20 protein-coding genes are annotated in these 20,834 nt (G+C 39.4%); 14 read left to right on the top strand and 6 right to left on the bottom strand.

The features are described 5' to 3' along the window. Window positions 1–127: 127 nt before the first annotated feature. The 4 genes from HJG58_RS17205 to HJG58_RS17190 all read left to right on the top strand — a co-directional run bounded on the left by HJG58_RS17205 (window position 128) and on the right by HJG58_RS17190 (window position 4,011). Entirely contained in the window at window positions 128–1,294 is a 1,167-nt protein-coding gene (locus tag HJG58_RS17205; RefSeq protein ID WP_170249675.1) for an ATP phosphoribosyltransferase regulatory subunit, read from the top strand. A gap of 63 nt (window positions 1,295–1,357) precedes the next feature. Next, window positions 1,358–2,677, top strand: a complete 1,320-nt coding sequence (locus HJG58_RS17200; protein WP_002121613.1) for an adenylosuccinate synthase — start codon at window positions 1,358–1,360, stop codon at window positions 2,675–2,677. A 121-nt stretch (window positions 2,678–2,798) separates the two neighbouring features. Then, window positions 2,799–3,116 (top strand): hypothetical protein, encoded by a 318-nt coding sequence (locus tag HJG58_RS17195; RefSeq protein ID WP_170249674.1) that lies wholly within the window; start codon window positions 2,799–2,801, stop codon window positions 3,114–3,116. 115 nt (window positions 3,117–3,231) lie between these two features. Further along, the gene (locus tag HJG58_RS17190; protein ID WP_002121572.1) at window positions 3,232–4,011 is read left to right on the top strand and encodes a M48 family metallopeptidase; all 780 of its coding nucleotides are present in this window, start codon (window positions 3,232–3,234) and stop codon (window positions 4,009–4,011) included. Between the two features lie 54 nt (window positions 4,012–4,065). On the opposite strand, the gene HJG58_RS17185 is transcribed toward HJG58_RS17190, so the two are convergent. Next, window positions 4,066–5,115, bottom strand: a complete 1,050-nt coding sequence (locus HJG58_RS17185) for an NADP(H)-dependent aldo-keto reductase (protein ID WP_170249673.1) — start codon at window positions 5,113–5,115, stop codon at window positions 4,066–4,068. Between the two features lie 158 nt (window positions 5,116–5,273). Continuing rightward, window positions 5,274–5,981 carry a cAMP-activated global transcriptional regulator CRP gene (gene crp, locus HJG58_RS17180; protein ID WP_046812331.1) on the bottom strand — a complete coding sequence of 236 codons (708 nt, stop codon included), beginning with the start codon at window positions 5,979–5,981 and terminating at the stop codon, window positions 5,274–5,276. Window positions 5,982–6,245: 264 nt separating this feature from the next. Here crp and HJG58_RS17175 point away from each other — a divergent pair, with 264 nt between their 5' ends. From HJG58_RS17175 to HJG58_RS17165, 3 genes are all read left to right on the top strand, one after another. Next, window positions 6,246–6,341, top strand: a complete 96-nt coding sequence (locus HJG58_RS17175; protein WP_309171651.1) for a hypothetical protein — start codon at window positions 6,246–6,248, stop codon at window positions 6,339–6,341. Between the two features lie 78 nt (window positions 6,342–6,419). Further along, a complete protein-coding gene (locus HJG58_RS17170; RefSeq protein ID WP_005041936.1) occupies window positions 6,420–6,842 on the top strand; it encodes an OsmC family protein in 423 nt (140 codons plus the stop codon). A 94-nt stretch (window positions 6,843–6,936) separates the two neighbouring features. Continuing rightward, window positions 6,937–7,362, top strand: coding sequence for a GNAT family N-acetyltransferase (locus tag HJG58_RS17165; protein WP_170249684.1), 426 nt, complete (start codon window positions 6,937–6,939; stop codon window positions 7,360–7,362). Here HJG58_RS17165 and HJG58_RS17160 read toward each other — a convergent pair. Beyond that, window positions 7,359–8,168 carry a M23 family metallopeptidase gene (locus HJG58_RS17160; RefSeq protein WP_170249672.1) on the bottom strand — a complete coding sequence of 270 codons (810 nt, stop codon included), beginning with the start codon at window positions 8,166–8,168 and terminating at the stop codon, window positions 7,359–7,361. The genes HJG58_RS17165 and HJG58_RS17160 overlap by 4 nt on opposite strands. 299 nt (window positions 8,169–8,467) lie before the next feature. Here HJG58_RS17160 and clpB point away from each other — a divergent pair, with 299 nt between their 5' ends. After that, the gene (gene clpB / locus HJG58_RS17155; protein WP_086264406.1) at window positions 8,468–11,047 is read left to right on the top strand and encodes an ATP-dependent chaperone ClpB; all 2,580 of its coding nucleotides are present in this window, start codon (window positions 8,468–8,470) and stop codon (window positions 11,045–11,047) included. Window positions 11,048–11,097: 50 nt separating this feature from the next. Here clpB and HJG58_RS17150 read toward each other — a convergent pair whose 3' ends face one another. Further along, window positions 11,098–11,592: a CinA family protein gene (locus HJG58_RS17150; protein ID WP_170249671.1), complete on the bottom strand. Its 495-nt coding sequence runs from the start codon at window positions 11,590–11,592 to the stop codon at window positions 11,098–11,100. Window positions 11,593–11,858: 266 nt separating this feature from the next. Between HJG58_RS17150 and HJG58_RS17145 the strand changes: the two genes are divergently transcribed. Beyond that, window positions 11,859–12,275: a hypothetical protein gene (locus tag HJG58_RS17145; RefSeq protein ID WP_170249670.1), complete on the top strand. Its 417-nt coding sequence runs from the start codon at window positions 11,859–11,861 to the stop codon at window positions 12,273–12,275. 18 nt (window positions 12,276–12,293) lie between these two features. Here the strand turns inward: HJG58_RS17145 and rlmKL are convergent, their stop codons facing one another. Further along, window positions 12,294–14,504, bottom strand: a complete 2,211-nt coding sequence (gene rlmKL, locus HJG58_RS17140) for a bifunctional 23S rRNA (guanine(2069)-N(7))-methyltransferase RlmK/23S rRNA (guanine(2445)-N(2))-methyltransferase RlmL (RefSeq protein WP_213064628.1) — start codon at window positions 14,502–14,504, stop codon at window positions 12,294–12,296. A gap of 240 nt (window positions 14,505–14,744) precedes the next feature. Between rlmKL and HJG58_RS17135 the strand changes: the two genes are divergently transcribed. From HJG58_RS17135 to HJG58_RS17115, 5 genes are all read left to right on the top strand, one after another. After that, a complete protein-coding gene (locus tag HJG58_RS17135) occupies window positions 14,745–15,089 on the top strand; it encodes a hypothetical protein (protein WP_170249669.1) in 345 nt (114 codons plus the stop codon). A 124-nt stretch (window positions 15,090–15,213) separates the two neighbouring features. Further along, window positions 15,214–16,230 (top strand): aspartate carbamoyltransferase catalytic subunit, encoded by a 1,017-nt coding sequence (locus tag HJG58_RS17130; protein ID WP_032004023.1) that lies wholly within the window; start codon window positions 15,214–15,216, stop codon window positions 16,228–16,230. Window positions 16,231–16,242: 12 nt separating this feature from the next. Beyond that, window positions 16,243–17,478: a dihydroorotase gene (locus tag HJG58_RS17125; protein ID WP_068562887.1), complete on the top strand. Its 1,236-nt coding sequence runs from the start codon at window positions 16,243–16,245 to the stop codon at window positions 17,476–17,478. 213 nt (window positions 17,479–17,691) lie between these two features. Beyond that, the gene (locus HJG58_RS17120; protein ID WP_170249668.1) at window positions 17,692–19,113 is read left to right on the top strand and encodes an OmpA family protein; all 1,422 of its coding nucleotides are present in this window, start codon (window positions 17,692–17,694) and stop codon (window positions 19,111–19,113) included. A gap of 93 nt (window positions 19,114–19,206) precedes the next feature. Next, a complete protein-coding gene (locus HJG58_RS17115; RefSeq protein ID WP_170249667.1) occupies window positions 19,207–19,986 on the top strand; it encodes a Rossmann-like and DUF2520 domain-containing protein in 780 nt (259 codons plus the stop codon). A 14-nt stretch (window positions 19,987–20,000) separates the two neighbouring features. On the opposite strand, the gene HJG58_RS17110 is transcribed toward HJG58_RS17115, so the two are convergent. Beyond that, on the bottom strand, window positions 20,001–20,627 hold the full coding sequence (locus tag HJG58_RS17110; RefSeq protein ID WP_170249666.1) for a glutathione S-transferase family protein: 627 nt from the start codon (window positions 20,625–20,627) through the stop codon (window positions 20,001–20,003). Window positions 20,628–20,834 lie beyond the last annotated feature (207 nt).

The following is a 20,834-nucleotide window of genomic DNA, read 5'->3' as shown; positions in this document are numbered from 1 at the left end:
AACGAAGATTAATGCAAATTGTCAGGTGCATGGCGCAAAGTATCATGCTACACTAAGAGAAATCGGGTGTGTTCCCGATTTTTTTATGTGGGGTCGTTCCACGTTGATCAGATTTTAGGCTTGAAATATGACCATTTCAGAGACATGGTTGCTGCCTGACGGGGTAGCAGATGTATTGCCGGAACAGGCGCAAGTCATTGAAAAACTTCGCCGTGAAGCTTTAGATTTCCTCGCGGTACGAGGTTATCAATTGGTATATACACCATTTATCGAATACATCGAATCGTTGTCTTCATTATCAGAATCAAATCAAGACTTAGATTTAGTAACTTTTAAGGTCATTGATCAGCTCTCAGGCCGTTTACTCGGTGTTCGTGCTGATATGACGCCACAAGTTGCGCGTATCGATGCACATGTAAGACCAATTGAAGGCGTTGCACGTTACTGTTATTCAGGGACTGTATTACATACTAAACCACAAAATTTCAATGCCACACGTGCACCCCTACAATTAGGTGCAGAGTTATACGGACACGACAGTATCGAAGCTGATGTCGAAATGGTCGATGTCATGCTGGGGTTGATTGAGAACATCTACACTTTACATGGCGCGCATTTAGATTTAGGCCATGTAGGGTTGTTTCGCAGTTTAGTAAAGTATGCTGGACTGTCAAAAAATGAAGAGCATGAGCTTTCAGATCTTTATCAAAGAAAAGCGTTACCAGAGTTAGCCGAGTTTACACAAAACCTGAATATGGGTTCTGATTTCTATGCGCTTGGTCGCTATTCTAGTGATCTAGAAGCATTACAGGCGAATTTAAGTGCAAACATCTTACAAGATGCTGAATTTAAGTCAGCATTAGATGCACTTAAAACGACACATGCGCAAATTAAAGGCCGTTGGCCAAATCTCAATATCGGTATTGATGTTGTAGAGCTACGTAGTTATCACTATCACACTGGTTTGATGTATGCGGTCTATGCACCGAATCGTGCTGCGCCTTTAGCACAGGGTGGTCGTTATGATGGTATTGGTGAGCACTTTGGCCGCGCACGTCCTGCTACTGGCTTTAGTTGTGATTTATATGCCTTAGGTGCAAATCAGTTCGCCGAAATCGAAACTGTTGTTGCTCCAAAAGGCTCAGAACAGGATTTACTCTCAGCAATTTCGAATGCGCGCGCTCAAGGTTTACGTGTCGTTCAATTGTTAGGTAATGATGATTTAAGTTCTATTCCATATGCGACCCATCAACTCGTGTCGCAAAATGGGCAATGGAATATTGAAAAGATTTAATCGCCAGCGGTAAATTTTTACTGGTGGTTTCCAATTTTAACAGCATGATGTAATGAGGCTATTATGGGCAAAAATGTTGTGGTACTTGGTACCCAATGGGGCGACGAAGGTAAAGGTAAAATCGTCGACCTGCTCACAGATCAAGCGGCTGCGGTAGTACGTTATCAAGGCGGACATAACGCAGGTCATACTCTTGTCGTAGGTGGTAAAAAGACTGTATTGCACCTCATTCCATCAGGCATTTTACGTGAAAACGTATTGTGCTTAATTGGTAATGGTGTAGTACTTTCACCAGCCGCGTTAATTGAAGAAATGGGAATTTTGGAAGCGGAAGGTGTTCCTGTTAAAGAACGTCTACGTATTTCTCCAAACTGTCCGCTCATTTTGCCTAACCACATTGCACTTGATCAGGCACGTGAGAAGAAACGTGGTAATGCTAAAATCGGTACTACAGGTCGTGGTATTGGTCCTGCATACGAAGATAAAGTGGCTCGCCGTGCAGTGCGTGTTGCTGACCTTGTTCGTGGTGGTGCAGCGCTTGAAGAAAAACTCCAAGAAATGCTTGAGTTGCATAACTTCCAGTTAACTCAGTTCTACGGTGTAGAAGCTGTTAAATTTGAAGATGTATTGGCTCTTTGCAACCAATGGCGTGAAGTGCTTGCTCCATTAGTGATTGATGTTACTAAAGTATTGCATGACTATCGCAAAGAAGGTAAGGCGGTAATGTTTGAAGGAGCTCAAGGCTCACTTCTTGATATCGATCACGGTACTTATCCGTATGTTACAAGTTCAAATACAACTGCTGGTGGCGTAAGCTCTGGTTCAGGTATGGGACCTTTACACCTTGATTATGTATTGGGTATTACTAAGGCTTATACAACACGTGTAGGTGCTGGTCCATTCCCAACTGAATTGGTTTACGATGCCGCTGCTGATTCTGGTGATCCAATTGGTAAACACCTAGGTACAGTTGGCCATGAATTTGGTGCTTCTACTGGCCGTCAACGTCGTTGTGGTTGGTTTGATGCTGAAATTCTTCGCCGTTCTGTAGATGTAAACTCACTTTCAGGTATTTGCTTAACTAAACTTGACGTTTTAGATGGTTTGGAAGAAGTAAAAATCTGTGTGGGTTATGAAAATACAGATTCAGGTTGTGTAGGTTCTTCAGATGCAGTTTCTTTCGAATGCTTGAAGCCAATCTATGAAACTATGCCTGGTTGGAGCGAGTCGACTGTTGGTTTAACGAGTATCGATCAATTACCAGCAAATGCTTTAGCTTATGTTAAGCGTATTGAACAATTAATCGAATGTCCGATTGATATCGTTTCAACTGGTCCAGACCGTGCAGAAACAATTGTTTTACGTCATCCATTCTCTGCTTAATTAGCAAAGATTAAAAAGGCCTCCTGAAAGGGGGCTTTTTTATACCCGACTAAAGTGCAGTTTTCGTTTTATTAGATTCAGATTAAAACGTTATATATAGATAAGGAAGGATGGGCTCAGGATGAAGCTGCAACCAACTATTTCAAAAACAATTTTTTATTCTTTTTTATTTGCTATTGGCGGTTCACCCACGCTGGCAATGTTGATTATTTATGGACAGGAATATCATGAAGACTTCTTTATGACTGCGTTTATGAGCTTGTCGGTTTTGTTCGCATGTGTGTTAATTCCTGTCGTATTCATACAAAATAGTTATTTACTCTGGAAAAAGGAAAGTCCTAATCTTGAAGAGAAAGTTAAGACCTTAAGTCATGTTTATCTGGGTTTAAATGTAATCTGTTTGATTTTCTGGATTTATTTGATGACTTTATCTACTTGATCGTTACATAAATACTATGATCATGGAGAAATGAGACATTCAAAGCGTGACTGGTATTTCTTATAATAAGTGCAAAAGAATAAACAGCTTTTTATCGATTTAGGTGATCCGTGTTATGAATAAAAAACTCTTTTTAAGCTTGTGTGCAGCAAGCGTGATGACCATTTCTGGCTGTGCAACCGTAGCGGACATGGCGGGTGCAGATACTGCAACCTTGAATGCTCAATCTGCTCAAGGTTTTAATAAGATGGTGCAGGAAGCACGTGGTAAGGGTGCTCTCGATACAAGTTCTAGTACATATAACCGTATTAATGCTGTATTCAACCGTTTAAAACCATATGCGAACCAGATGAATCAGACTGGTCAACCATTTAGCTGGCAGTTAGCGGTGTTGAAATCAGATACGATTAATGCTTACGTTGCACCTGGTGGCAAGGTCGTGTTCTATACAGGTATTGTGAATAAATTGAATCTGACAGATGCTGAAATTGCAGCTGTTATGGGACATGAAATGACACATGCTTTAGAAGAGCATGCAAAAAGTAAAATCGGTGCACAGGCTTTAACTGATTTAGCTCTAGGCATCGGTTTAAGCTATGCGGGTAATAATGTAGGCCAGCTTGGTACTGCTGCTGCTCAGTTAGGTACACAAGTGGGTGTGGGCTTACCATATTCTCGTAGCTTGGAAAGTCGTGCTGACCAAGGTGGTTTAATGCTAATGGCGCGTGCAGGCTATAATCCAAATGCAGCGATTACACTTTGGGAAAAAATGAATAAGCTTGAAGGTGGTGGTGGTTCATCATTCTTGTCTACTCACCCATCTAACTCTCAGCGTATCGGTGATATGCGTAAAAACTTACCTGCAGCAATGGCAGTTTATAATAGCCGCAAATAAGATGTAAATTTTATATAGATAAAGAAAACGGATGCTTAAGCATCCGTTTTTTATTTAAGGAGCAGGGTTGGGTTGCTGGGTATGGATGGCTTCAATACCTTGTAGGACTTCACTAGGCAACTCAATCTCAAATGCCTGAATATTCTCTTTGAGTTGGTCTAAATTAGTGGCACCAATAATTGTGCTTGTCACAAAGAACTTTTGTTTAATAAAAGCTAAGGCCATTTGAGTTAAGCTTAGCCCATGTTTTTCTGCTAGCTGTGCATATTGTTCAGTTGCCCATTCGCTTTGAGCGTTACTGTAGCGGCTAAAACGAGGAAATAATGTTACACGGGCATTAGCTGGACGAGCGCCATTTCTAAACTTGCCGGTTAAGTATCCAAAAGCCAGAGGAGAGTAGGCGAGCAAGCCGACATCTTCATATTTGGCAATCTCAGACATACCTATTTCATAAGTACGGTTAAGAAGACTATAAGGGTTTTGAACACTTACAAATTTACTGACACCTAGCTTTTCGGCCAAATGTAAAAATTTCATAGTGCCCCAAGGCGTTTCATTTGATAAACCAATATAGCGAATGCGCCCACGGTTAATTTCTTCTTGTAGAGCGAGTAAAGTTTCTTCTAGAGGTGTTGTGGCGTAATCATTTTCAGCTTGCTGATTGCCATAAGCGAGCGTACCAAAAAAGTTGGTATGACGTTCAGGCCAATGTAGTTGATAAAGATCGATATAGTCCGTTTGGAGGCGTTTAAGTGAACCATCTAGTGCTTTGGCAATATGGTCGCTGTTAAAGCGGGTATGGCCTTCTCTAATGTGCGTTCCTCCAAAGCCTGGACCTGCAATTTTAGATGCGAGAAAAACTTTGTCGCGTTGCCCATGCTGGGCAAACCAATTGCCAATAATAGTTTCAGTTGCACCGTAAGTTTCGGGTTTTGGGGGAACAGAATACATCTCTGCTGTATCCCAAAAATATAAACCATGTGCCAAGGCATAATTGAGTTGTTCAAAAGCTTCTTGTTGGGAGTTTTGCTCACCAAATGTCATGGTGCCTAAACAAATTTCTGGAAGTTTAATGCCTGTGCGACTAAGCGAATTAAATTGCATACAGTGAAATCCTTGGAAATTTTGAGTTAGCCTAACGGAGAATATGTATTCAACTTAAATCATAAATTTAGAATAGTTTGTAAGTTTTGTGTATTAACTCATTGTTGCATATAAAAAAAGCAAACCGAAGTTTGCTTTTTATTAAAATTTAATGAATGTTATTCTTCATCGTCGTAGTCTTCATCAGAAACAGAGTTTTCTTCTAATGAAGTATCAAAAATAAGAATAGCTTTACCATCTGTCTGGATCATACCTTGATCTTCTAAGGTTTTGAGTACACGACCAACCATCTCGCGTGAGCATCCCACAATACGGCCAATTTCTTGACGAGTAATGCGAATTTGACGTCCATTTGGCAAAATCATTGCTTCTGGTTGAGAAGATAGATCGATCAAACAACGTGCAATACGACCAGACACATCAATGAATGCCAGATCAGTCATTTTACGCGTGGTATTTTTTAGACGGCGAACTAATTGTGCAAAAACAGCATAGCTTAAGTCTGGATATTGTTTGCTAAGTTCGTGAAAGTTGTCATATGAAATTTCTGCAATTTCACAGACATCGCGCGTACGAACTTCGGCTGTACGTTGAGGGTTCGGTTCGAAAAGCCCCATTTCCCCAAAGAAATCTCCCGGATTTAAATATGCAACAACAATTTCACGTTCATCATCTTCACGTAAAATAATTGAAACTGAGCCTTTTAAAATTAAATATAAAGATTTTGACTCTGTTCCGGCATCAACAATTGTGGTTCGTTTTGGATATCTGTTGATGTGAGCACGTTTTAACAATGCTTTAACGGATTCAGGTAGTTGCCCCGGGGATAAAGCATCTGTGCTGAGTTGTGAAAAATTTGAAGTCATGCTTAATATGTTCCGAATAGGGTAAACAATTCACACAAGCCCGAGATGAGCTATTACACAGAAGAGATGAAATTCCTTATCAACTCATTTTATGTTAGTGTACAAAACAAGGGCCTGTTGACATTTCACAGATGGTTGCGACATAAGACAATTCTTTTAGACGTACCTAATAAGAACTATGAAATTTAGTCATTCTAAATAAATAGATCTTAACAACGGAACGTACAAAATAACTTGGTCTTGCGCTAAGCCTGCGCTGCTTTTATTGCAACTCAGATTATGGCTGAAATTTCACAAACTTTATTACAAAACTGGACAAAGGATTGCCATTGTCTGGGTTTTGCGTCTTATTTGGATTAATTTTTAGCTATAACGCAATCCATAGATGAAATGTCAAAAGACCCTACTTAAATTTATAATTTTTTTTAGGTAGTTGCAATGCAAACAAGTGTACATTGGCTAGAGAATGTTGCTTTTGAAGCGAAATCAGATAGTGGGCATAGTGTCATTATGGATGGCTCACCTGAGTATGGTGGTGAAAACCGTGGTCCACGTCCCATGGAGCTGTTATTAATGGGACTTGGTGGGTGTGCTTCGTTTGATATTGTGACCATTTTAAAGAAATCTCGCCAAGATGTGACGAATGTTGTATGTAACTTAAAAGCTGAGCGTGCTGACACAATTCCGGCTGTCTTTACTAAAATTCACCTACATTTTGTGGTAACGGGTAAAGCTGTGAAAGAAAAGCAAGTTGCAAAAGCAGTTGAGTTGTCTGCCGAGAAATATTGTTCAGCAAGTAAAATGCTTTCTGATGGTGGTGTAGAAATTACACATGACTTTGAAATTATTGAAGCTGAATAAGGCACTTGTTTGATAGCTAAAAATTAAAAGAAGCTGACATAGAGTTGGCTTTTTTATTATCAAAAATAACTAAAAAATAAGAGGAACAATGAAAGTGCATATTCGTTCTGCTAAATCGGAAGATATTCAAGCAATATGTGATCTACTTAAACAGATGGGATACCCACAGCCTTTTGCTCTTATTCAAGAAAAATTTGAGATACTCCATAATGACTCTAATTCACAAATTTTGATTGCTGAAGAGAGGGGTAAAATTTATGGTTTTTTATCTCTCTACTTTATTCCACAAATAGCCTTGCAAGGTGACTTTGCCAAAATATGCTATCTGTGTGTTGATGAAAATATACGAAGTAAAGGTGTTGGAGATTTACTTTTGCAGCAGGCTGAGAAATTGGCAAGACAACGTGGTTGTGATCGAATGGAACTGCATTCAGGAATGCAAAGACCTTTGGCACATCAATTTTACCTAAGAGAAGGCTACGTCGAAGCACCAAAGTATTTTCGTAAAGCTTTAAATTAACGAGCTGTATTTAGGAAAAGCTGAGGATCTACCCGAGCATTATTAAGGCTCATGCCCCAATGCAGGTGAGGGCCTGTCACTCGTCCAGTTTTGCCTACTAAACCTAATGTTTCTCCTTGGCGGATATGCTGGTCTTTCTTAACTTTAATTGCACTTAAATGGCAGAACATGCTGATGAGGCCTTGACCATGATCAATCAACACTGTTTGACCATTAAAAAAATAAGATCCAGTTTGGACAACGACACCATCTGCGGGCGCAACTACTTTTTGTCCTACTGGCGCAGGAATATCTAAGCCTGAGTGGGGTGCTCGTTCTTCACCATTAAAGAAACGTTTTCTCCCGAAAGAGTTGCTAAATTTTCCTGAAGTTGGACGTATAAATGTTGGAAGGGTTTGCCATGAGCTCTGTCTAAATGAACTATATACATCATTTTGTTCTTTCGCTTCTTGAGCGTAGCGGTCTAATTGACTTTGGTTAGGGTTCACGTAATCTTGGTTAGTGACTTTAATTCGTTGTTCTGCGTAAGGATAAGACTTAATTTCTATTTGGATCGGGGCTTTATTTGTGTCGAGTTGAATACTGCCGATTGGAGTAGATAATGGAATACCAAGAACAGCATAACGCTGCTGACCTTCTTGACTAATTAAAACAGGCTTTTGTTGAAAAGTGACCTGAGTAATATCAGTAGTTAGAGGAACAACTGCAATTCCACCAGGTCGTCTGGAGTCTTGTGGGAGCTGAGCGATTGCCAGTGCTGAAGTAAAAAGACAAGTTGTTGTTAATATAAAGTGTTTAAAGTGCATTTTCATTTCAAGACGAGTAGGAAACTAGCAAGATAAACTAAAGCTTAATCACTAAATTCTCAATGAAGACTTTGTGAAAAGCGTAGTAAGAATAAGCATGAATCTAAATATTCAAGCATTTTAATAAAATGTAGCTGAACTGTACTTGAAATATATACAAAACAATCCCATATTATAATGGAGTTTTACTCATTGTTATTTTTATAACATTATGAAAAATATATAAAAATTTATTTGAAATTCGAAGAAGTGTTCCCATCTATTAGACAAGTACAAATTTGTTGTGAGGAATAACAAGAATGCGTTTTGAGAAATTTACAAACCGCTTGCAGCAAGCCCTCTCAGATGCTCAATCTTTAGCGATGGGTAAGGACCATACAGCTATCGCAGGTATTCATATTTTGTCTACCTTGTTAGAAGAGCCATCAAATATTAGCTTGTTGCAACAAGCAGGTGCACGGTTACCTGAACTTAAACAGAAACTTGAACAGGCTATAAAAGATGCACCGACAATTGCCAATCCAACAGGTGATGTCAACTTAAACCCAGAAGCGGTAAAAGCACTTAATTTGGCAGACAGATATGCACAGAAAGCAGGTGATGAATTTTTATCAACTGACTGGGTGTTGTTGGGTTTGGCAGAGACCGGCGAAACTAAAAGTATTTTAAGTGCGGTAGGCGTAACTCCTGACAGTTTACGCAAAGTAATTGAACATATTCGAGGTAATGACAAAGTCATGAGTAATAATCACGAAGACCAACGTGACTCACTTAATAAATATACGATTGATTTAACAGAGCGTGCTTTATCTGGAAAACTTGATCCTGTCATTGGGCGTGATGATGAAATTCGCCGTACCATTCAGGTGTTATCGCGTCGTACCAAAAACAATCCTGTTCTTATTGGTGAGCCGGGTGTTGGTAAAACCGCTATTGTTGAAGGTTTGGCACAGCGTATTGTGAATGGCGAAGTGCCAGAGGGATTAAAAAATAAACGTGTTTTATCCCTCGACTTGGGTTCATTACTGGCTGGTGCTAAATATCGTGGTGAGTTTGAAGAACGCTTAAAAGCAGTTTTAAAAGATTTGGCGAAACACGAAGGCGAAATCATCCTGTTTATTGATGAGTTACATACGCTTGTAGGCGCTGGTAAAGGCGATGGCGCAATGGATGCAGGGAATATGTTAAAACCTGCATTAGCACGTGGTGAATTGCGCTGTGTGGGTGCGACAACCTTAGATGAATATCGCCAATACATTGAAAAAGATGCTGCTTTAGAGCGTCGTTTCCAGAAAGTACTGGTTGATGAACCAAGTGTTGAAGATACGATTGCAATTTTACGTGGACTCAAAGAAAAATATGCTACTCACCATGGTGTGCAAATTTTAGACTCTGCGATTATTGCTGCGGCGAAAATGTCTCATCGTTACATCACCGATCGTCAATTACCAGACAAGGCAATTGATTTGATTGATGAAGCAGCTTCTCGTATCAAAATGGAGATTGACTCTAAACCTGAAGCACTTGATAAGCTTGATCGCCGTTTAATCCAGTTGAAAATGCAATTGGAAGCTGTGAAAAAAGATGAAGATGTCGGCAGTAAAGCTGAAGTCACTCATCTTGAAAAACAGATTGCTGAAGTCGAGAAAGAATACAACGATCTTGAAGAAATCTGGAAGTCTGAAAAAACTTTAGTAGAAGGTACTAAACAGGCTCAGGTGGAACTTGATAAAGCGCGTATTGCTTTTGAGAAAGCTCAGCGTGAAGGTGATTTGGCTGAGGCAGCACGTTTACAGTATGGCGTAATTCCAGAGTTGCAAAAGCAACTCGAGCAAGACGAGGTTGCAGAAGAAAACGAAGAGCCAAAACTGATTCGTACTAAAGTGACTGAAAATGAAATTGCTGAAGTTGTTAGTGCTGCAACAGGTATTCCGGTTGCTAAAATGATGCAAGGCGAGCGTGAAAAACTCCTTCATATGGAAGAGTTCTTACATGACCGTGTTGTGGGGCAAGATGAAGCAGTTGTTGCGGTATCGAATGCAGTACGTCGTTCACGTGCCGGTTTGTCTGACCCGAATCGTCCTAGTGGTTCGTTCTTGTTCTTGGGTCCAACAGGTGTTGGTAAAACTGAGTTGACTAAAGCGCTGGCTAACTTCTTGTTTGATAGTGATGATGCCATGATTCGTATCGACATGAGTGAATTCATGGAGAAACATTCGGTTAGCCGTTTGGTTGGTGCACCTCCAGGATATGTGGGTTATGAAGAAGGTGGTGTTTTAACTGAAGCTGTTCGCCGTAAGCCATATAGTGTGGTGTTGTTTGATGAGGTTGAAAAAGCGCATCCAGATGTATTCAATATCTTGCTCCAAGTATTGGATGATGGTCGCTTAACCGACTCACAAGGTCGAGTAGTAGACTTTAAAAATACGGTAATTGTGATGACTTCGAACTTAGGTTCACAAGATGTACGTGAGCTAGGCGAGGGTGCAACAGACGATGAAGTGCGTACCATTGTAATGAATGCGGTAAGTCAGCATTTCCGTCCGGAATTTATTAACCGGATTGATGAGCTTGTGATTTTCCATTCACTCAAAAAAGCACAAATTCGTGGCATTGCCGATATTCAGTTGGATCGATTACGTTCGCGTCTTGTTGATCGTGACATGAGTTTAACTGTAGATGACACTGCTTTTGATTTATTGATTGATGCTGGTTTCGATCCTGTATATGGTGCGCGTCCATTGAAACGTGCGATTCAACAACAGATTGAAAACACATTAGCACAAAAAATCTTGTCGGGTGATTTTGTCGCAGGTGATACTATTCTAGTTAAAGGCGAAAATGGGCATTTAGTCTTCGATAAAATGAAACTGAGTTAAGCTTTTTCTGCTAAAACCGAAAAGAGAATATGGAAACATATTCTCTTTTTTTATGTTGAATCAGTTTTTATGGTTGATGTGAGTAAAGCAATTATGGCATCTGAAACTTTCTGAGTTAATGTCTTTAACTTTTGTTCTGAGTGACCAGATAAAAAATAACGATAATGATAAATATGCTGTTGGTAAGAAATGCAAATAAAAAAGGTGCCCACAGGTTTTTCTGGGGTTTCACTTCCGCCAGATTTTAATAGCCCAGTACAACTGACAATAATATCAGCTTGTTGAAATAGGTTTTGACCCAGTCTACACATTTCCTCTGTGACTTGCGGTGACTCCGCTGTGTAAGTCTCTATTAACTTTGGATCGATATTTAAAATACTAATTTTAATGCTTGGGTCGTAGCTAACTAAGCCACCCAGTAAAATATCTGCACCACTATTTTTGTGAATAGAAAACTGACTTGTTAAATAACCGGAACTGGCGCTTTCAATAAAGGCGATTTTGAGTTGGCGATCTTCTAATAGTTGGCAGCAGTACTGAAGCATTATTTCACCTCGAATGGTGTTTATTTATAACTAAAATCAATTATAGAAAATTATAAAATCACAGTAAGTGATTTAGCAGTGTCGTACAAGTCTGAGATAAAAATCTATAAAACAACTTGAATATTCACTAAATGCTTGTGAAATATTTCTGGTTTTAAATTGATCAATGTTAATTGTCGGGAAATCTATTCATAACATTGCGACATGTTTAAAAAATTGTTAATTTTGTTCGATATAACGAACAATAACAATTTAGGATAAATGCAATGAACAATAAACAAGGACCTGCGCTGTGTATTTTAGGTTGTATTTCAATGATACCAATTAATGTATGGGCTGCGCAGCCTCTAAGTGAAGGGGCCTTAGCAACACAAACAGGGGCAGTAAATGCTGCTTTACCTGTGATTATTGCGAAAGCTCAAGACGATGCTAAGAAACCAATGATAGAACAACAACAGGCACGTCAGGCATTAGGGGATAATTATTTACAACAAGTTCGATGGGATGCACTTAGAACAAGTGTACTTTCACCTTATCAAGAACAAAAACAAAACCATGTTATCGATAGTAAGGAAAAGAAGAAACTGGAAATGATGGCATTACCGGAAAGAGCAGACCGCTTTACCAAATATGATTTTGAATCAAAAAATGTTCATGGTGAGGTTATTATTACCGTGAAGTAATAATAACCTCTAGTCTTATTAATATTGATCTAGGCCAGGATGCTGGATTTTCCATGCACGGTGGATTTTTTGATTACGTTTAAAATCAGGGCCAATGGTCTCAGAAGTAATTTCTTCAACCTGAAAAATAGCTTCGATCTCTTCGTCCATTTCAAAACCACGATAGTTGTTTGAGAAATAGAGCGTTCCTTCACTATTTAAACGGTTCATTGCACGTTTAATGAGTGAAACATGGTCACGTTGCACGTCGAAAGTACCATAGAACTTTTTAGAGTTTGAGAATGTCGGTGGATCGATAAAAATAAGGTCATATTGTTCGTGACCTTCTTTTAACCACTCAAAACAGTCACTCGCAAAGAACATGTGCTGTTCATCTGCGTGATCTACAGTTAGTCCATTTAAAACGAAGTTTTCTTTTGACCAGCTTAAGTAAGTATTAGATAAGTCTACACTTGTCGTACTTGCAGCACCGCCTAAAGCAGCATGTAAGCTTGCTGTAGAAGTATAACTATATAAATTCAAGAAGTGCTTGCCACGAGCTTCTTGTGCGATACGTAAACGCATTTGACGGTGGTCAAGGAATAAACCTGTATCTAGGTAATCTGTCAGGTTAACTAAAATTTTAGCTTTACCTTCCTGAACGATAAAACGTTTTGAAGCTGTACTTTGTTTCGTATATTGATTTGTACCAGTTTGGCGTGCACGTGTCTTAATAAAGATGGCATCGCGGTTTAAACCAGTAACAGCACGAATTGCAGCGAGTGCTAAATTAAAACGTTTCTTTGCTTTTTCAGGATCGATTGTTTTTGGTGGTGCATATTCCTGAACGTGTAAGCGATCGCCATATAAATCTACAGCGACATTAAAGTCAGGTAAGTCTGCATCATACAAACGTAAGCAATAAACATTTTCTTTCGTTGCCCATTTTTTCAAGGCAGTCATATTTTTTTGCAAACGGTTAGCAAAATCTTGAGCTTCTTCCATTTCAATAGGTTGAGCTTGCCAAGTTGCTAAGAATGGTTGTGTAACTTTTTCTGGCTTAATTGAACCAAAGCGAATGTAAATCGGTAATTTACCATTCATTAAGCGTAAAGTTTCAGGTGCTTCAAACGCTAAAACATCGGCTTGTTCAATTTGCGCTGCAATAATAGCTGCATATTGATTTGGGAAATGTTTTTGTAAAAGTGCAGATAAACCTAGGTAAAGAGAGCGGTTAGATGCTTTATCACCTAAACGTTCACCGTAGGGAGGGTTTGTCACAATAAATGCAGTTTTGCCTTCAGCTGAAAAATCAGGCCAGTCAGCTAAAGTGCGTTCTTCAATCTGAATTTGACCTAATACTTTTTCAAAGCCAGCCGCAATAATATTTTCACGGGTTGCTTTTACAGCTTCCCAGTCTGCATCGTAGGCATAAAATTTAGGTAAAGGTAATTCAAGTGCCTTTTCATGACGTTCTGCTGCTTCAGCTTTAATTGAAAGCCAAAGTTCGCGGTCATGACCATGCCAACCATTAAAACCAAAACGGCGAACAAGTCCTGGCGCACGGTCAGTCAAAATCATTAATGCTTCAATAATAAATGTACCTGAACCACACATTGGGTCGAGCACAATCTCTGGCTTACGTTGTTGAAGCTGAGCTTTTTGTAAGATTGCCGCCGCAAGGTTTTCTTTGATTGGTGCATCCGTCATATAACGGCGGTAACCACGTTTATGTAATGAATCACCAGATAAATCTAGGCAGTAGGTATGTTCAGTTTTACCTGCTAAAACATATAACGTAATTTCTGGTTGTTTGGTGTCAATGCTCGGACGGCGACCTACAGCTTCCATGAAAGAATCGACAACACCATCTTTTGCTCGAAGTGTTGCAAATTGAGTATTAACCTTAATTTCACGTTCTGCATGTAAGCGAATTGCGAAGGTACTTTGTGGTGCAAAAATAAGTGACCAGTCAAAGCTAATCGCACCTTCATAAAGCTCTTCTGCTACATCACGTGCATCATGTGTATGTTCGAGTTCATAAGTATGAATTGGAAGTAAAACACGTGAAGCAAGACGCGACCACATACAGATGCGATAAGCATGTTCAAGCGTCCCTTCAATGATTAAACGTCCTGCTTTACGTTCTGTCACTTTGGTGCCAAGCTGTTCTATTTCTTCTTGTAAGAGGGCTTCTAAACCATCAGCACAAGTAATCCAATAGTGGTTTAAACGTAAAGAGGTATTCATAAACTCGATTGACCAAAACATATAAATATTAACGATGCAAAGTTTAACTTATTTTGATGTGTAAAGGTTTTTAAATTATTGCAACCTATCATAATCCAACCAATAAACTGATTTTTAAAGATTAATACAGTAAAAGTGGTATGTATTTTGCTAAGACAATCCTATCAATGGTTATTTATTTAACAAACACAGCTATTTTTTAACCATTTTTATTATTTTAGATTGATGGGGTAATTATAAATGAAAGACATGATGGGGAATGGTTTTGTTTCTAATGCAGATGCTTTCTCAGTAGCTACACAAATATATGTACGCATGCGTAGGGTGACGGGGCGGGTAATAGATGCCCTGTATGTGGTTCAAAATAAAGATTACGCAAAATATGTCATTGGGCTTGCACTAGAGTCGGACGACGACGAATTAAAACGATGTGTTGAGCGATTGAAATCGTTGGTTGAGACAATACCTGAGCTTTCTCTAAAAGAAAAAATTGCTGTTGTTAAAGTCGATGAAGAGTCGGAAATTACCGCCGAAGACATTTATCGAGCACAAGTTCCACATCATTATATTGGTGCCTTGAGATAATCTAGATCAAGGTCCTAAATTTTCTGGTCAATTTAGGGCCTTATTCTGTAAAGTTCTTCTGCGAAAAGAGCGGAATTCAGCTACACTATGCACGTTTTCGCGATTCGACCCATAGGAATCCATTATGCATATTGCAGCGTTGCATCAACCGAGCCAGGTTCAGCTCAATCAAGACGGAAATTTAAAACATTTTTTAACGATTGAGGGACTTTCAAAAGAAAACCTCACCAAGATTTTAGATACCGCACAAAGCTTTTTAGATGATAATAATAATTTAATTAACCGTCCGCTCTTAGAGGGATTGACGGTTATGAATCTCTTCTTTGAAAACTCCACACGTACCCGTACTACTTTTGAAGCAGCAGCAAAACGTTTGTCTGCCAATGTACTGAACATTGATATTGCACGTTCAAGTACTTCAAAAGGAGAAACTCTGCGCGATACGCTCTGGAACCTTGAAGCAATGGCAGCGGATATCTTTGTTGTTCGCCATTCATCTTCGGGTGCTGCACATTTCATTGCTAAAGATGTATGTCCAAAAGTCGCGATTATTAATGCAGGGGATGGACGTCATGCTCATCCGACGCAAGCGATGCTTGATATGCTCACCATTCGCCGTGAAACAAAAAAACCATTTGAAGATTTAAGCGTTGCTATTATCGGGGACATTAAACACTCTCGCGTAGCACGTTCGGATGTAGCTGCATTACAAACCCTAGGTTGTAAAGATATTCGTGTGATTGCACCGAATACATTATTGCCAGTGGGCTTTTCTGAATATGGTGAGAATGTTCGCTTGTTTAACAAGATGGATGAAGGTATTACCGATTGTGATGTGATTATTGCTTTACGTATTCAAAACGAGCGTATTGACTCACCAGCGCTATCTTCACAGTCTGAATTTTACAGAATGTATGGTTTAAACAAAGAACGTCTTGGTTTAGCTAAACCAGATTGCATTGTGATGCATCCGGGACCAATGAACCGTGGTGTAGAAATTGATTCAAGTGTTGCTGATGGAGATCAGTCGGTTATTTTGAAACAAGTAACCAATGGTATTGCAGTTCGTATGGCCGTATTGGCGTTATCAATGCAAGGCCAACTCCAAGAGCAAGGTTTAATTGAAGCGATTACGTTGTAAGGAATGGATCACATGAGTATTGTAAAAATTGAAAATGTACGTGTGTTAGACCCAATCCAGAAAACAGACAGCGTACAAACTGTATATATCGAAAATGGCAAGTTGGTTGCTCCAGTTGAGCAAGTTGAGCAAACCATTGATGGCCAAGGTAAATGGTTAATGCCAACCATGGTTGATTTATGCGCGCGTTTGCGTGAACCGGGTCAACAGCAACATGGAACATTGAAATCGGAAGGTAAGGCAGCACGTGCCAATGGTATTTTGCATGTGATTACACCACCTGATTCAAAGCCGATTGTACAAGACAACGGTGCTCTCATTCATGGCTTGATTGAAAAGGCATGGCATGATGGGGGCATTCACATGCATATCATTGGTGCTCAGACCCAAGGTTTAAATGGTAAGCAACCAGCAAACATGGCGGGCCTGAAAAAAGGTGGTTGTACTGCTGTTTCTAATGCGAATGCTGCTTTTGAAAATGACGATGTAGTTATTCGTACCTTGGAATATGCAGCGGGTCTTGGTTTAACGGTTGTGTTTTATGCTGAAGAGCCACAGATTGCTAAAGACGGATGTGCACACGAAGGCTTTATTGCTTCTCGCCAAGGTTTGCCAATGATTCCGGCAATTGCTGAAACTGTGGCGATTGCGAAATATTTGCTTATGATTGAAGCAACTGGCGTAAAAGCTCACTTTGGTTTGTTATCTTGTGGTGCATCGGTTGAATTAATCCGCGCAGCAAAAGCAAAAGGTTTACCTGTGACTGCCGATGTAGCAATGCATCAGTTGCATTTAACTGAACACTTAACTGATGGTTTCAATTCGCTAGCACATGTTCGTCCACCATTGCGTTCTGAGCAAGATAAAGAACTTTTACGTCAAGGTTTAAAAGAGGGCGTGATTGATGCAATTTGTACGCATCACGAACCTTTAAGCAGCTCCGCAAAAATGGCACCATTTGCTGAAACTCAACCGGGCATTACTGCTTTTGATACTTATGTATCTTTAGGCATTCAACTCATTAATGAAGGCTTATTTGAACCTTTAGAGTGGGTGGAAAAAGTGACTAGCGTACCTGCGCAGGTTGCCAATATGACTACGCGTTGGAAAGATGAAGCAGGATGGGTATTAGTTGATCCTGAATTAAGCTGGACAGTAAGCAAAGACACGATTTTATCGCAAGGGAAAAATACTCCATTGTTGGGTCAAAACCTTAGCGGTAAAGTACTTCAAACTTTTGCTAACTGATAAAACGGTTATTTAAAGTAAATTTAAAATATAAACAGGTAGATCAATAAGATCTGCCTGTTTTGTAAAGACTAGATGCAAATTTGTATATAAATTATTTAAAAAACAATAAAAGATTGAACGCAGATTAGAATAAAAAACTATCAGCACAGAGAAGTATTTGAATAATCAAAAGTTGCTGGTTACGACGTATAAAATTCGGGAGAATAACCAATGTCGATAAACCCTATAGAACTGCTTAAAGAAAAAGTATCATCAACTATATTAAATAATCAGGACGGATACCTAGGCGAAAAAACGAATGCTTTATCTAAGTTTTATCCAATTTTACTTTCATTGTTAGCTGCTAAACCTGATCTTATTGGACAATTAAAAAATAGTTTGACTCCTTCATTATCAGACCTCTTTTCTCATAATGACCAAATCAAGAATACGGTACTTACTCATTTAAGCGGTACGGCACCAAATAATGAAATCGAAAGTACACTCAATAGTGCAATTAAACCCAGCCTTAATGCAATTTCGGATGTTGCCGGAAATGATCAACAAAGTATTGTGAATTATTTACGTCAGCATGCAGAAACAATTCGTTCACATTTGCCGGGATGGGCTGTTGGCCTATTAGCGCCACTAGGGCTTGGTGCAGGCTTGTCTTCTGTTACACCGTCAACAGCACCACCACTTGCCGCTGCGACTGAAAATACAGGCAAATCTCGTGGATTCTTGCCTATTATTGCACTCATTATTCTGGGTCTTATCATTGCTTGGTTATGGCGTTCTTGCCAACATAAGGAGGCTGTGCCAGCACCAGAACCAATGGGTGCAAGTGGTGTTGAAGCTACTACCGCAGCTGCACCCGCGAGTTTAACATTAAGCACAGATGATAAAGGTGCTGTGAGCCAGTGTCAGGCAGGTATTGGAGATCAAGGATTCTTAGCAACACTACAAACCCAAGTTAAACAGGTTTTCTCATCAACCCAAGATTGTAACGTTGATACTAGTCAAACTTATGCGGCTGGATTTACAGACAAAGATGCGCTTGCGGGCGTACTTGGTGCATTAAAAGGTGTGCCAAATGCATCTTTAGAATGGATAGGTGACAAAATTACTTTGAAAGCAGGTGATGCAGCAGCGTTAGCAGCATTAACCGCAAAAGTAAAAGCACTTGTTCCTCACACTGAAGTCGTTTCTACAGCACCAGAAACAGCTGAGCAATCTGTAAGTAATAGCTTAACTGCTTCGCAAACTGCTTTAGGCTCAATTGACCCGAATAATGTCGATGTAAATGCTTTAGTGAAAGCGCTTAACTTGCAAATCATTAATTTTGCGAGTGGTTCAAGCGATATTCCAGCAGACAACAAAGCTATTCTTGATCAAGCTGCAACACTTTTAAATAAAGTGACTAATGTAAAATTAAATGTGGGTGGTCATACTGACTCAACAGGCAACGCTGCGGCAAATAAAGCTTTATCACAACGCCGTGCTCAAGCAGTAGTCGACTATTTAACATCTAAAGGTGTAGATGGATCTAAATTAGTTGCACAAGGTCATGGCTCTGATCAGCCTGTTGCAGAGAACACGACAGAAGAAGGACGTTTTAAAAACCGTCGTATTGAGTTTTCAGTAGCTCAATAATGTTCTGATTTATGAAAAATTAGTTATTTTAATTTGAAAAAAGCTTCTCATTTTGAGAAGCTTTTTTGTTGGAACAAATAGTGTTGGGTTGATATGAAAATCAGTTTGGTTGGAAGTGGGAGAGTTGCCTTTCATTTAGCAAAGGTACTGTTGGCTCAAGGTCATCACATCGTACAAGTCTATGCGCGTGATTTTGAGAAAACCCAAAAGTTTGCAGAGCAATTTCAGTCAAAAGCATGTGAAGCTCTTCGCGAATTTCAACCGACCGATCTTATTATTTTATCGGTTTCAGATAGTGCCATTGCAGAGCTTGTAAAACAGATTCATGAATTGTTTCCTGAAACACTTATGGTTCACACCTCTGGTAGTACAGATATTGAAGTCATCAGTCATGTGCACAAAAAAGCAGGGGTATTTTATCCATTACAAACATTTAGCCTTGAAAGAGACGTTGACTGGTCTGCAACACCGCTATTTGTTGAAGCGGTAACAGATACTGATCAAGAACTACTTTCAGATTTAGCAAATAGCCTAAGTAGGCGAGTATATCAATACACCTCAAAACAGCGTTTAACTTTACATTTGGCAGCTGTATTTGCTTGTAATTTTACTAATTACTGTTTTGATATGGCAAAGCAGGTAGTAGATAAAGAGCAGGTCGACTTTAGTTTGCTCTATCCTTTAATTTTGGAAACAGCAAAAAAAGCGACTGAAAATGATCCAAAGCAAATGCAAACTGGGCCTGCGGTAAGGGGGGATCAGAATATCTTGGCAATGCATGAGGATCTATTGGCTAAAGCAGGGCGAGATGATTTAAAACAGGTCTATCAACTTTTAAGTGATGGCATTGTGAAACACCATCACTCGGACTAAAGCTGATTTTAAAATTAAGGTTCGCCGTTATTTCCCCATTTTAAGAAGCCAGCACGCTGATTTAATAGTTCAAAATATTGGTCGACATGTTTAAGTGTTGGATGGTCAAAAGGAGTGGCTTTCCAGCGCTGTACAGATAGACCAATTGGAATATCGGCTAAGGTAAACTCAGTTCCTGCAACATAGGCTTGAGTTTTTGCAAGCTGTTGGTCAAGAATCTGCATATGATGATTCCAGTCATCAATACCTTGTTGTAATAAGTTTGGATCTTGATGATCTGGAGAATGTCTCAAGAGAGACATAATGGTATAAGTCCAGCTGTTATTCAGCTCGATGGCTTGCCAATCAATCCACTGATCAACAAAGAATCTTTCTTTAGCTTGAGTAGGGTAAAGCAGATGCTCTTTGTCATAAGCATTTGCCAAATAACGGATAATACAGTTGGACTGCCAAAGGACTAAATCGCCATCTAAAACAACAGGAATTTGACCATTTGGGTTTAATTGTAAATATTCAGGTGATTGTGCTGAACGAAAGCCTCGTCCCCAATCTTCTCTTTCATATTCAAGATTTAATTCTTCGCACAACCATAAGACTTTGCGAACATTAATGGAGTTATCACGCCCTAAAATTTTTAACATAGTGTTGTTGTCCTTAGCAATTTTTAGTATGGCAAGTACCAGTTTCTATAAATAGCTAGATTCGCTTAGATTGGCAATTATTAATTAGAAAGAAGAAATACTATAGATCAGATATATATTTAATTTCTTTTTATATAACCCGAATCCCGCTTAAGCCGATATTTCCATAACCCGAATTATCGGCTTATTTTGGTGACATATTTGATA

Source organism: Acinetobacter geminorum, from assembly GCF_013009345.1.
GTDB lineage: Bacteria > Pseudomonadota > Gammaproteobacteria > Pseudomonadales > Moraxellaceae > Acinetobacter > Acinetobacter geminorum.
This window is presented reverse-complemented; position numbering and strand designations above follow the sequence as displayed.